This window comes from Parapedobacter sp. GCM10030251 (genome assembly GCF_042666505.1).
Lineage (GTDB): Bacteria > Bacteroidota > Bacteroidia > Sphingobacteriales > Sphingobacteriaceae > Parapedobacter.
The window spans coordinates 118844-132009 of sequence record NZ_JBHTDN010000007.1; the positions used below are offsets into that span (position 1 = coordinate 118844).

Genomic DNA, 13166 nt, shown 5'->3' on the forward strand with positions numbered 1-13166 from the left:
ATGAAGATTACACATACCGAAATTTACCGTTTCAGCATCCGCATGGAGCCGTTTGTTATCGCCACGGGAACCATGGATTATGCCCAGAATACGTTCATTCGCATTTATACCGACGAAGGTATCTACGGCGTGGGCGAATGCTCCGCTTTTCCGATGATTGTTGGCGAGACACAGGATACCTGCCTGGTTCTCGCCCGTGATTTTGCGCGACTTTGGAAAGGCCAAAATCCTTTGGCCTTGTCTGAGAGACTTGCTGAACTTGATGCCTTTGTTGCCGGAAATTCAACGGTTAAGAGTGCTTTCGATATAGCGTTGCATGATCTGGCGGCCAAAGCTGAGGGACTTCCGCTATATGCGTATTTGGGGGGAACACCGCGGCCCATTACCACCGACATTACCATCGGCATTGGGTCGCCTGAAGAGATGGCGGCAAAGGCGGTAGCCTTTAGGACGCGGGGTGCCAAAGTCCTAAAAGTGAAACTGGGTAAGACCCCCGATGCTGATATGGCTCGCATCAAAGCCATACGGGACGCCATCGGCTCCGAGGTAACCATCCGCGTTGACGCCAACCAGGGGTGGCTCTACAACGATGCGGTCTGTGCCTTGCAAGGATTAGAGGCTTTCGATATCCAGTTTTGCGAACAACCTATACCCAGCTACGACGACCACCTGCTGCCCGAACTGCGAAAAAAGACAACCATCCCGCTCATGGCCGACGAAAGTTGTTACAACCACCGGGATGCATTGCGATTAGCGATGCAGGGAGGTTGTGACTACATCAATATTAAATTCTCGAAGTCCGGTGGTATCGCAGAGGCGTTGCGCATCCACGAAGTTACAGCGAACCAGAACCTTCCCTGCATGATCGGCGGAATGTTGGAAACCCGCGTTGCACTTTCGGCGGCGGTGCATTTTGCGTACACGGCACCCAATGTTCGGTTTTTTGATCTGGACACCTGTCTAATCGGCCATCTGGAGGATCCGGTGGTAAATGGTGTCTACTATAACGGATATGATATCTTGGCGCCCGAATTGCCCGGCATCGGAGCCGACGTGGATGATACCTTTCTCCGCATGTGCGAACATTGGACGGTATAAATCCGATGATTTCAGCCGCAGGGCCAACTTCGTACTTCCAACTTCGTACGAAAACCCTACCTTTGTAGACAAAACAAGTTACAACGGAGCAATGAACAAAACAAGAGGTCCAATATCTCAATTTATTGAAAGAAACTACCTGCATTTCAACGCAGCGGCATTGGTAGACGCAGCCAAGGGGTACGAAACTCATTTGGATGCCGGTGGAAAGATGCTGATTTCATTAGCCGGAGCGATGAGCACGGCCGAACTGGGGATTTCACTGGCTGAAATGATCCGCCAGGATAAAGTGGCTATCATTAGCTGTACCGGAGCAAACCTCGAGGAAGATGTGATGAATCTTGTCGCCCACTCACATTATAAGCGTGTGCCCAATTATCGCGATCTGAGTCCGCAGGAGGAATGGGACTTGTTGGAAAATCATTACAACCGCGTTACAGATACCTGTATCCCTGAGGAAGAGGCGTTCCGGCGCCTGCAGGCCCATCTCGTGAAAGTATGGCGAGGGGCTGAAGAACGGGGCGAACGGTATTTTCCGCATGAATTTTTGTATCAAGTGGTGCGGTCGGGCGAATTAGAACAGTATTACGAAATAGATCCGAAGAACTCTTGGATATTGGCGGCTGCAGAAAAAAATATTCCGATTGTGGTTCCCGGATGGGAAGACTCCACTACGGGTAACATTTTTGCCTCGTACGTGATTAAAGGCGAGCTACGTGCTTCAACCGTAAAAAGCGGCATTGAATACATGGTATATCTGACCGAATGGTATCGCGCCAATTCGGGAGGAAAAGGTGTGGGATTCTTCCAAATAGGCGGTGGAATCGCCGGAGACTTTCCCATTTGCGTTGTACCCATGATGTATCAAGACCTGGAGTGGCACGATGTGCCTTTCTGGTCATACTTCTGCCAGATTTCGGATTCAACAACCTCTTACGGATCCTATTCGGGCGCAGTTCCCAACGAGAAAATCACATGGGGAAAATTAGATATCGATACGCCCAAATATATCGTTGAGTCCGATGCTACCATCGTAGCCCCACTGATATTCGCTTGGGTGTTGGGACAGTAAATCCAAAATCAACAATCGTATCATTCAGTCGTAAATCAAGCGGATGAAGAGTCTTTCCTTGCATACAACGGATCCCCTGGCGCTACGGTATCTGATGACAGAAACCATCTTCGGCATGGACGAACCAACGGTTCCCGGTGTTGCGCCCCGGTTTTCTTATTACGGCGGGAATAAACGAAACTATTTATTTTTAACCCACGAAACGCGATACGAGTGGATGTCGGAGTCCGCACTGGAGGCATTTGCTAAAACCCTGGCGGCACTGAAATTGTCTGTGGATGACGTGGCGGTGCTGAATGTCGGAAAGCTACCGGCGGTTCCGGCGAAATCCGATTTGATCGCTTTTTTTAGTCCCAAGGTAGTGGTCACGTTAGGGGCGGCACTGCCTTGGGACGCGACCGATGGCTTAACGGTTTTCGAAGCCCATTCGTTTGACGAGATGTTGGTGGATGCCGAAAAGAAGCGGTTGTTTTGGGCCACTATAAAAACATTGCTGGTATGATGGAGTTAGTTTTCGCAACCAATAACCTTCACAAATTGGAAGAAGTACAGGCGGTTGTCGGTGATCAGTTTCGTATCTTAACATTGGCCGATATCGGTTGTGCTGACGAAATTCCGGAAACCGGCGATACATTCGAGGCGAACGCCTCCCAAAAAAGCGGTTATCTGTACGATAAATATCAACGTGATTGTTTTTCGGATGATTCCGGGCTTGAGGTGATCGCGCTGAACAACGAGCCCGGCGTGTATTCGGCACGTTATTCCGGAACGCGGGATATGGAAAAGAACATCGATTTGCTGTTGCAGCGACTGGGTGATCACACGGATCGGCGGGCTCGGTTCCGGACGGTTATATCGCTGCGCGTTGGCGGGGCGGAATATTTCTTTGAGGGGATCGTGGAAGGTGACATCGGCTTCGAACGGGCAGGCGACGGCGGGTTTGGATACGATCCATTGTTTACACCTCGCGGACGTAGCCAGACGTTTGCGCAGATGAGCGCGGCCGAGAAAAACGCTATTAGCCATCGTTCTATTGCGGTGTCTAAACTCGCTGAGTTTTTGAAAACCACTTATTAAATCAATTGACTTGAAGGCATAAGCCGCCACAGATCGGCGTTAGCACAATCGTTTTAGCTATTTCTTTTGTTTCGATGTCAATAAAAATTATATATTTGGCCTCTGATAGCGGCTGGATGACCTGTTCATCAGCTATTAAACTAAGCAATAACTATTTATAAGCCATAGAAGATGACTTCTTATCAAATCAAAGAAAACCCCCAGGTGTACGACGCGGTAGTGGTAGGTTCGGGAGCCGGCGGTGGTATGGCCGGCTACATTTTGGCCAATGCGGGTTTAAAAGTGCTGATGTTGGAAGCGGGGCCTTTTTTTGACCCCGCTAAGGATACGATGCAATTACGGTGGCCATGGGAATCTCCCCGGCGGGGCGCAAGCACCGTCCGTCCGTTTGGTGATTTTGATGCAGCCTATGGAGGCTGGGAACTGGACGGCGAGCCTTACACACGTGCCGGAGGAACGGAATTCGAGTGGTTCCGTGCGCGGATGTTGGGAGGCCGAACAAACCACTGGGGCCGTATTTCCTTAAGGATGGGTCCTGATGATTTTAAACCGAAAGATGGGATAACCGATCCCTGGCCGATCAGTTACGATGAATTGAAGCCCTATTACGACCGTGTAGACCGCATGATCGGGATCTATGGAACGGTGGAAGGTATTCATAACGAGCCAGATGGCATCTTTTTAAAACCACCGAAGCCACGGCTGAACGAGTTGTATATCCGCCGTGGTGCGGAAAAGGCGGGCGTACCGGTAATCGCCGGGCGGGGTTCGGTGCTTACCGAGGCGTTGCCGGGCGTGGAGGGCCGCGGTACGTGCTTCTACTGCGGCCAATGCGGCAGGGCATGCAGGGTATACGGCGATTTTTCCTCGTCTTCATGCCTGGTAATACCGGCGATCAAGACAGGCAACCTGACCGTGATTGACAACGCGATGGTAAGGGAGGTGCTGACGGACAGCGAAGGGCTCGCTACCGGGGTGTCTTACGTAAATACAAAAGATCTTCAGGAATATACGGTTCGGGGTAAGACGGTTATTTTAGGGGCAAGTGCCTGCGAGAGCGCACGGTTACTGCTAAATTCCCGGTCGGCCGCCCATCCCGGAGGGCTAGGCAACAGCAGCGGTTTGATAGGGCGCTATCTCCATGATTCTACAGGTGCCAGTGCCGGAGGTTTTCTGCCGCAGCTGCTGGACCGGAAGCGGTACAACGAGGACGGCGTGGGCAGCGTCCATATTTACTCACCTTGGTGGGGGGACAATAGCAAGCTGAGCTTCCCACGAGGCTATCACATTGAGTATGGGGGTGGAATGCATATGCCTTCGTATGGATTTATGGACTGGGTACCGAATGTGAACCATCTGGTTCCGACTAAATCAGGACAGCAGCGCGAACAAGGCGGCTACGGCGTGTCGCTGAAGGAGGATTACCGCAGATTTTATGGGGCAAGTGTGGGGATGGCAGGTCGCGGAACAGCCTTGGCCCGTTACGATAACTATTGCGAGATCGACCCTTCACGGGTGGATAAATATGGAATTCCCGTACTTAGATTCCATTATAAATGGGCAAATGAAGAAGTAGAACAAGCCAAGCATATGCAGGAGACCTTCCGGGAAATCCTGCACGAGATGGGAGCCATCGTGCCCTCACCTATGCCGGGACCGGAGACCAAGTATGGGCTGGAAGCTCCCGGAAAAATTATCCACGAGGGAGGGACTACCCGGATGGGCGACGATCCGAAAAAATCGGTATTGAACAAATGGAGCCAAGCGCACGACTGCCGCAACCTGTTTGTGGTGGATGCCGGTCCGTTTGTGCAACAGGGAGACAAGAACCTCACCTGGACGATCCTGGCGTTATCAATGCGGACTGCGGATCACATCCTGGAACAACGCAATAAACTGAATATCTAACAAACAAGCGGTTATCAGACAATCACAATGAATAGAAGAGATTCACTCAAGGCTTTGGGTCTGGCGGCAGCGGGGGGCGCGTTGCTACTGGACGGATGCAGACCAGAAGCCAAAACGGGCAATGGAACGGCAACCGATGTAGAAAAGCTCCCCGGTGTACAGGACTGGGAACACGCACGTAACGGAAAACTGGCAGGCGAGAAATTCTTCAGCGATCACGAACTTGCTACCATCGGGGTACTCGCCGATATCATTATACCCGCCGACGATATTTCGGGAAGTGCGACAGATGCGGGTGTGCCGGCATTCATCGAGTTTATGGTCAAGGATATTCCTGCCTATCAGACGCCGATGCGCGGTGGGTTAAAATGGCTGAATGTGCAAAGCCAACGGCGTTTTGGCCAAACATTCGCCGAATGTGAAAAATCGCAGCAACTGGAGTTGGTAGACGAGATCGCTTACCCGGCTAAAGCAAAGCCAGGAATGGGACAGGGCGTAGCCTTTTTCAGCTTGATGCGGAATTTGACGGCGTCAGGTTTTTTTACCAGCGAAATTGGCGTAAAGGATATTGGCTACGTGGGTAACCGGCCGGGAGTGTGGGACGGCGTTCCACAGGATGTGCTCCAGGCCCATGGCTTTAAAGACGCCTGGGGTTAGCGGACATACTACGCGGCGGCCATTTGCCGGGAAGCTTCGCCACATCGTCGACACGCCTCGGCGCACGCCCGGCAATGGTCCATTTGTTTGGAAGTGCCCACATTTAGTGAATATGCCATCCAAGCTTACGGATCTACCTTGCAGGTAGCATTCATCCCAAAACGTTCATTTTCTTTCATGAAAAGCGAGGCTCTCGGAATTCCGACGCGAGTTTAGTGTCACTGATTTGCAGTTCGCAGGATACAAAAAAGGCTTGCGCTTTGCGAACTAAATCTTCTTTACGGAGTTGGCTTGCAGGCCTTTAGGTCCTTTGGATACCATGAATTCCACGCGATCGTCTTCCGCAATCGGTTCGGTAAGGTCGTTAATATGTACAAATATGCGTTCCCCGCTTTGCGCATCGGAAATAAAGCCGTATCCCTTCGAATCGTTGAAGTAGGCGACACGGCCTTTGCGTACTCCCGAATCGTCGTCGATATCTTCCAGTTTCGGCGTACTGATCCGGATTTCGTCCGGAGATACCGGTTTAAGTCTAGTGGGATCGGGCGGTGTCGTCGTAATGTTGCCGTTTTCATCCACATACGCCAGCATTTCATCCAAACTTTTTCCTTTGCTGGATGCAGCAGCTTGCCGCCTTTCTTCACGGCGTTGCTCTTTTTCTTTCTGTTTCTGTAGTTTTTTCTTTGCGTTTTCTTTTTTGTTGAATGTTTCTTGTGATCTTCCCATTGATAAATTTTAAATTAAACAGTAATGTTGGTAACAACTAACGAGCATATTCGACGATTTGCTAACGAGTAAGCAGGCAAAAACGAAAGGTGAGAAGTGCTACTCTATACAAAGGTAACAAATGAAAACCGGATGGCGAAATTCACCGGAACGAAACTCCTATCTTTATCCCCCAAAAGGGAAGGGCATGGGTAAAACAAATTGTAAGAAGGTACTGATTATTGGGGCCAGTTCGGGTATCGGGCGTGCATTGGCCGCGTTATGGGCCGCTGAAGGCCATCTGGTAGGCATCACAGGGCGTAGGGAAGACCTCCTTCGCGAGTTAACAGATACATGCCCTGAGCGGTATCGGTTCCGATCTTTTGATGTGACGGACACCAAAAACGCCGTGGCAAACCTGGAAGCTTTAGCCGCTTCAATGGGCGGATTGGACATCGTGGTAATCAGCGCGGGGGGTGGAGATGTCAATCGTTCACTCGACTTTGAGATTGAGCACGGCATGATTGCACTGAACGTGGATGCTTTTACCTGTCTTGCCGATTGGGCGTTTAACTTTTTCGCAAAACAGGGGTATGGCCAATTGGCCGCCATCACTTCGGTAGCGGGTATGCGGGGCAGTCGACAGGCACCGGCATATAGCGCTACCAAGGCATACCAGATTATCTACCTGCAGGGGTTACGGCAAAAAGCTTATAAGGAACATAACGGAATTGTCGTTACCGATATTTGCCCTGGTTTCGTCGATACCCCGGCTGCCAAATCGCCCGTGCGATTCTGGGTATCGCCGGTGACCAAAGCCGCTGAACAAATCTACCGCGGGTTGTGCCGCGGCCGGAAAGTTATTTACGTCACGGGGCGCTGGCGTATCGTCGCCTGGCTCTACCGATGGCTGCCCAACTGGTTGCACGAACGGATGTAAAATGCGGCACCGGATCTGGACGGCGGAATGAGGTGGCATCGCTGGGAACATCAGGCGGATCGGAGGTGGCCGATGAGTCCGTCTCGACTTCAGGGGGTTGCCTACTAGGTGCACCGGTTGTATCGGCAGGGGCTTCTGTAGGGGTATCTGCTGGCTGCCTGCGGCGCGTAAGCAGATCTTCTTTGGACGTCGGGCGGTCGCCCGGCTTCCATACGAACCCTTCCAATATTTCGTCTTCCTGGGCGACCAGGTGTATGGGATATGCCCGGCCATCAATGCTCCGGATCGGGATAAAATGGGTGATTTGGTTACTGTCGACCAATATTTTGATGCGGCTGCTACGGTTGTGGTACATATGGGTGTAGGTTTTCTGCTCCTCATCGACGACGTAATAGAGGCTTTCAGCATTTCCATCGATAAACATCCGTTCCAGTGTATTGTCACTGAAAAATCCCGTGATCCGCCTGCCTTTAATCTGATTGTACTTGGTCGAATCCAATTGGGTGTTTACCATAAATGCATTGCTCACCAACAGCATGTTATCCAGCTGTTCATTACGGATTTGCATGTATATGGTATCTGCGGTCATCTGTGAACCTTGGGCCCAGATCATGGGCCTGCCGAAGAATCGCATCATGGAATCCGGATACCCATAGTATACCGAATCGGCCACGGCTTGTAGGTCCGACTTAAATAGCCTTACATTATAGTATGCCTTGACGATACGGGTTCGGGCCGTATCACTGGCAAGTGAATCCATCGTTATTGTATCGGCGGGAGGACGGGCGATGGCCGCTGCGGCACCGGCCATGAGGCTGTCTGCTTCGCCACCGGTAGGTATCCGGGATTGTGCGCGCAGTATGCTGTCTGCGGCAAGATTGCGGGCCAGTACATCGTGAGTAGCCTCCGGCCGCAGCGGTACCGCCTCAACCCGTTTGATGTGGGTTTTAAGTAAGGCTGAATCGGTCGGAGAGGCGACTTCGGATGGTATGGAATCGACGTTTGCCACGCTGTCCGGTGCGGTCTTGCTGCTGTCTCGCGGAACCGCTGGAACATCGTCCGGTGAATCCGGCCGGCTGCTGAGAGAGTCCGCGGGAGGCCCCGATAAACTATCCGGCGGAAACGTTGCATCATCAAAGCCTTCGCCGTAATCTTGGTCTTCGTATTCATCAAGTGCGCCACCTTCGCGATCGAGTTCGAAGATTTTGGGAACATAATCCTTTAACGGGATAACCCGGGAAAACAGCGTGTCGGCCGTCATGTAGATTGTGTCGACCGCAGGTCGATCGGCAACGGGCCGTTTCAGGCTATCCCCGGAAAGCAATGCACGATTCAGGGTATCGGCGGAAACGCTGTCTGGCGGTGAGGCCGGGCTGTCGGCTGCCGAGTTGCCGGTAGCGGTGCTATCGTTGCGTGTGACCGTCATGACCAGCGGATTTCGGGTCATGGTAATGGATTCATCGCCCCGTTGGTAAAGACCCATACCCCCATAGGCAAAAAACTGGTCGGCTGTATCGATGAATACGACATTTTCTACAGCGCGTCCGCTGCCTGTTTGCCCGTTATAAAATAGGCTGTCACCACGGAGGAACCGGCTTCCAGACGTATACAGGTTGTTACGATCGAACCATGCCTGTTCCGTTTCTGTATTGTATTCGCCCCGTTCGGTGTAAAGATTTTCGCCATCATTGCCCTTAATGTTGGTAGGGCCATAAAAATAAGTGATTTTCGTCGCCGAATTGTACCGCATGGTGTCGGTATATATTTTCACATCCGGCGTGCGCACCACTACATCGTACCTGAAATAGGCGTCCTTGGTTTGATCAAAATACGTGGCGTTCCGGCTGGTGATGGTATCGGTGGTATTCTGAATCCGCCCGCCACCGGTATAGGTGCCGACACCATTCTTCATGTTATAGGTGAGGTAGTTGGTGGTGAGTACGGAATTTCCATCTACCATGCGCACGTTGTTGGTGAGTGTGGCGAGTTGGGTCTCTGCCACGTAGTGGAGTTTATCGGCGAAAATAACCGTACCGTTGGGCTGGGTGATAATCACTTTGCCAAAAGCATCGAAGTATTGCTTTTTCTCTTCATCACTATAAACGTAACCGCTGTCTGCCGACAGCGTAGAGCCGTGGTGCTCGTAAACCGGACGATAATTCATCATGTTACCGGTGGAAGCGTTAAGGCGGCTGTGCGACGAAGAAATGAGCCTCAATTCGTCCCGCTGCTGCCCATACAGGAGGGAGGAAATAAACACCGAAAGGTATATGAATAGGAGGCTTTTCTTCACAGGAGCAAACTTAGATAAAATGCGCTTTATATGGATGACTTTTTTGTTGGATAACACGTACCTTTGGCCATATGAGCGTAATGGAGCGATTCATCCGGTATCTTCATGAGCAAGCACTGTGCCAGCCGCACGAGCGTTTGTTATTGGCCGTGAGTGGGGGAAAGGATTCGGTCATGATGACGAGGCTGTTTGCTGAGTCTGGCTATTCAGTTGGGATTGCGCATTGTAACTTCGGGTTGAGGGGCGCTGCCTCGGATGCCGACGAAGCCCTTGTGTATCAGCTGGCAAAATCGTTGGATGTGCCCTTTTATGTTACCCGTTTCAATACCGCGTCGCATGCTCGTAGGCAGGGAATCTCCATCCAAATGGCTGCCCGCGAATTACGGTATGCGTGGTTCGAGACCATACGTGTATCGCAGGGTTACGATTATATTGCGGTAGCTCAACACCGAAATGACCACGTGGAAACGCTGATGCTTAATCTCGTAAGGGGTACCGGATTGGCCGGCTTGCGGGGTATACAGCCAAGACGGGGGCGTATAATCCGTCCGCTGCTCTTCCTCAACGCCGATGAAATCGAGAAGTACGTGCAGCAACATAAGCTGGAATACCGGGACGATGCGTCCAATTTTTCCACGAAATATGCCCGCAACAAGATCCGCATGGAGGTCATCCCCAAGCTGAAGGAACTCAATCCCTACCTGGAGGTGACGCTGGCCAAGAATATGGCCCACTTTTCCGATGCTTACACAGTAATACAACACTATATAGCACGACTGAGAGCCCAACTTTTTCATGAGCAGAACAAAGGGGAATGGCACATCCCTGTTGACGGTTTGGTCACGTTAGATCCACAACAATTCCTGCTATATGAACTGTTTAAACCGTTCGGGTTTACCGAAGCGGTATTAGGCGATTTGGCTAGCAGCTTGAACGGTATCCCGGGTAGGCAATTTACGTCACCTTCACATGTATTGTTTATGGACCGTGGCGAATTGGTGCTCACCTCAATGAAGGCTATAAAAGAAGCGACTGTTTTAATGGAAAAAATAGAAAGCCGTGTGCAATGGGGGGGATTTCGCTTTGAATCTCACCTGTCGTCGGATGCAGATATCAACGTAGATGCCAAAACCGCGCAATTCGATGCGGATAAAATCGTATTCCCGTTGACAATCCGCGGCTGGATGGAAGGAGACACCTTCCGGCCCTTGGGGATGAAAGGGAATAAGAAATTGAGCGATTTATTCGTTTCCCTAAAAATCCCGGTTTACCGCAAGCATTCCGTACCGGTGGTGATAAACGGTAATGGTGACATCCTCTGGGTGGTTCCGCATCGGATGGATGATCGTTATAAAATTACGGGCAAAACGAAAAAAGTGCTTACCTTAGCATGTTTTTAGGCCTATGGGAGAAAAACCGATATACATTGAAAACCAATATCTAGGGCGTGATCGCGGTTGGGTGAGTGTGCGACTGGTATTGGCGTTATTTTGCTTTGTCGCCTATTACATCAATATCGAACGGGAAAGTGAGAGCCAATTATTCCTGTTGGTCGGAAGTGCAATCATATTTGTCTCTATCGTAATGATGTACATGCTTCAATACCGGATTACGGTAGAGCAGGGAAACGTCAAGTTAAGCGGTTTATGGACGACGCGCTTGGTTAAGATTGATTTGAATAGCATTATTAAGGTTGAATGTAAACCCTATAGTAAGTTTTTTATTAATAACCCGGTATACAATCTGCACCAAAAGGGGCGGATTAAATTTTATGCAGGGGGGAAAGACGCCGTGTGGTTGACTGACCGGGATGGGCTGGTATACATCATCGGAACACAGCGACAGGTAGAATTCCAACAGGCCATCCTAAAAGCCAAGGGTAGGTCGGATGGAGGCTCCACGAAATAACCGGGGTAAAACGGATTGTCAGCCGACCGTTAAAGTTGGCAAAAAAAAGGTTACAAGCAATTTGCTTATCCTTTTTTTATGTATGTTTGTGTACGTATGGGATTACTGAAGTTTTTATTTATAGCAATCACCGTCTTATGGTTGGTGCGTCTAATCTTCCGGCTTGTCCTCCCTTGGGCAATGCGTAAGATGGCTCAAAAAGTAATGGGCGACGCACAGCAGCAATACCAACACCGGAATGCGCCCTATAATAATGGCCGTCCACGTCAGCCGGATGGTAAAATACGCATCGATTATGTCCCGCCACAAAACCAGACCAAAGGGGCGAAGAAGGCAGGTGAGTTTGTAGAGTTTGAAGAAATCAAGTCGTCTGCCAAATAGCCAGCAAAAACCTTACCTTTGCAGGTATGTGGCTGAGAAAATTATCGGTTCTTAATTTCAAAAATTATACGGAGGCCACGCTCAATTTTGCTCTGGAGGTAATTGCATTTACGGGTGATAACGGCGCGGGAAAAACCAACCTGCTGGATGCCATTCATTATCTTTCACTGTGTAAAAGTTATTTCAATCCGGTAGATTCCCAGCAAATCAAGCAAGGGGAAGACTGGTTTATGGTGCAGGGAGAATTTGACAGAGACGGCCAGACTGACCTCGTTGCCTGCAGCCTGAAACGTAACCAGAAAAAGCAATTCAAAAGAAACAAGAAGGAATATTCCCGGCTCGCCGACCACATTGGCCATTTTCCGCTGGTGATGATTTCACCTAATGATTCGACGATTGTAACCGATGGGAGTGAGGAGCGCCGTCGCTTCATCGACAACGTAATCTCACAGACCGACCTTCATTACCTTGATCGGTTAATTGCCTATAACCGCTGCCTGGTGCAACGAAATAGCCTGTTGAAACAGTCGGCCCGGGGTGGGGGGCTGGACAAAGGGCTGATGGAGGTGCTGGATACCCAGTTGGTGGAAACAGGCGTTCCCATTTTTGAAAAGCGGCAATCTTTCATGGAGGCATTCATTCCTGAGTTTAACAGGCATTACCTCTTTCTGACAGAAACCGCCGAACAAGTGTCGTTGGCTTATGAATCCCAACTGACTAACGAGAATTTTGCCGAGCTGCTAAGGACACACCTGGATCGGGATAGAGCGTTGGAACGCACCACCGTAGGCATCCACAAAGACGACTTGCAATTTTCCATCCACCATGACATGCCGCTTAAGAAGTTTGGATCCCAGGGGCAGCAAAAATCTTTTCTGATTGCACTTAAACTGGCACAATATAGTTTCCTGCATCAGCAAAAAGGATTCAAACCCTTGTTGTTGCTGGATGACATCTTTGATAAATTGGATGAGAATCGTACGCGCAAACTGATGCAGATGGTATCTGCTGATGATTTTGGACAGATATTTCTTACGGATACGGATGCCGTCCGGATAAATCGTATCTTTGAAGAAATAAACCGAAGGGTGCAGGTGTTTAGTATCAATCGTGGCACCGTAAGCTAA

The 13166-nt window shown here is 50.3% G+C and carries 14 protein-coding genes; 11 read left to right on the plus strand and 3 right to left on the minus strand.

All coding sequences use genetic code 11. The features are described from left to right. The 6 genes from ACFQRK_RS18110 (at window position 1) to ACFQRK_RS18135 (ending at window position 5812) form a co-directional block, all read left to right on the plus strand. Window positions 1-1098, plus strand: coding sequence for a mandelate racemase/muconate lactonizing enzyme family protein (locus ACFQRK_RS18110; RefSeq protein WP_379009241.1), 1098 nt, complete (start codon window positions 1-3; stop codon window positions 1096-1098). 91 nt (window positions 1099-1189) lie between these two features. Continuing rightward, entirely contained in the window at window positions 1190-2170 is a 981-nt protein-coding gene (locus ACFQRK_RS18115; RefSeq protein WP_379009242.1) for a deoxyhypusine synthase family protein, read from the plus strand. A gap of 43 nt (window positions 2171-2213) precedes the next feature. Continuing rightward, the gene (locus tag ACFQRK_RS18120; RefSeq protein ID WP_379009243.1) at window positions 2214-2672 is read left to right on the plus strand and encodes a hypothetical protein; all 459 of its coding nucleotides are present in this window, start codon (window positions 2214-2216) and stop codon (window positions 2670-2672) included. Then, the gene (gene rdgB, locus ACFQRK_RS18125) at window positions 2669-3247 is read left to right on the plus strand and encodes an RdgB/HAM1 family non-canonical purine NTP pyrophosphatase (RefSeq protein ID WP_379009245.1); all 579 of its coding nucleotides are present in this window, start codon (window positions 2669-2671) and stop codon (window positions 3245-3247) included. The genes ACFQRK_RS18120 and rdgB overlap by 4 nt, the downstream gene beginning before the upstream one ends. Window positions 3248-3418: 171 nt before the next feature. Continuing rightward, window positions 3419-5155, plus strand: coding sequence for a GMC family oxidoreductase (locus ACFQRK_RS18130; RefSeq protein WP_379009247.1), 1737 nt, complete (start codon window positions 3419-3421; stop codon window positions 5153-5155). Between the two features lie 27 nt (window positions 5156-5182). Further along, window positions 5183-5812 (plus strand): gluconate 2-dehydrogenase subunit 3 family protein, encoded by a 630-nt coding sequence (locus tag ACFQRK_RS18135; RefSeq protein WP_379009249.1) that lies wholly within the window; start codon window positions 5183-5185, stop codon window positions 5810-5812. An 8-nt stretch (window positions 5813-5820) separates the two neighbouring features. On the opposite strand, the gene ACFQRK_RS18140 is transcribed toward ACFQRK_RS18135, so the two are convergent. Then, window positions 5821-5931 (minus strand): four-helix bundle copper-binding protein, encoded by a 111-nt coding sequence (locus ACFQRK_RS18140; protein WP_379009250.1) that lies wholly within the window; start codon window positions 5929-5931, stop codon window positions 5821-5823. A gap of 148 nt (window positions 5932-6079) precedes the next feature. After that, a complete protein-coding gene (locus ACFQRK_RS18145; RefSeq protein WP_379009252.1) occupies window positions 6080-6538 on the minus strand; it encodes a cold-shock protein in 459 nt (152 codons plus the stop codon). Between the two features lie 187 nt (window positions 6539-6725). Between ACFQRK_RS18145 and ACFQRK_RS18150 the strand changes: the two genes are divergently transcribed. After that, complete coding sequence (locus tag ACFQRK_RS18150; protein WP_379009254.1) at window positions 6726-7457, plus strand: SDR family NAD(P)-dependent oxidoreductase; 732 nt, start codon at window positions 6726-6728, stop codon at window positions 7455-7457. Here the strand turns inward: ACFQRK_RS18150 and ACFQRK_RS18155 are convergent. After that, window positions 7387-9750 carry an OstA-like protein gene (locus ACFQRK_RS18155; protein WP_379009256.1) on the minus strand — a complete coding sequence of 788 codons (2364 nt, stop codon included), beginning with the start codon at window positions 9748-9750 and terminating at the stop codon, window positions 7387-7389. The genes ACFQRK_RS18150 and ACFQRK_RS18155 overlap by 71 nt on opposite strands. A gap of 71 nt (window positions 9751-9821) precedes the next feature. On the opposite strand from ACFQRK_RS18155, the gene tilS reads away from it, so the two are divergent. From tilS to recF, 4 genes are all read left to right on the plus strand, one after another. Beyond that, window positions 9822-11150: a tRNA lysidine(34) synthetase TilS gene (tilS, locus tag ACFQRK_RS18160; RefSeq protein WP_379009258.1), complete on the plus strand. Its 1329-nt coding sequence runs from the start codon at window positions 9822-9824 to the stop codon at window positions 11148-11150. Window positions 11151-11154: 4 nt separating this feature from the next. Continuing rightward, window positions 11155-11658: a hypothetical protein gene (locus ACFQRK_RS18165; RefSeq protein ID WP_379009260.1), complete on the plus strand. Its 504-nt coding sequence runs from the start codon at window positions 11155-11157 to the stop codon at window positions 11656-11658. 96 nt (window positions 11659-11754) lie between these two features. Further along, a complete protein-coding gene (locus ACFQRK_RS18170) occupies window positions 11755-12039 on the plus strand; it encodes a DUF4834 family protein (RefSeq protein ID WP_379009262.1) in 285 nt (94 codons plus the stop codon). 26 nt (window positions 12040-12065) lie between these two features. Continuing rightward, window positions 12066-13166 (plus strand): DNA replication/repair protein RecF, encoded by a 1101-nt coding sequence (gene recF / locus ACFQRK_RS18175; protein WP_379009263.1) that lies wholly within the window; start codon window positions 12066-12068, stop codon window positions 13164-13166.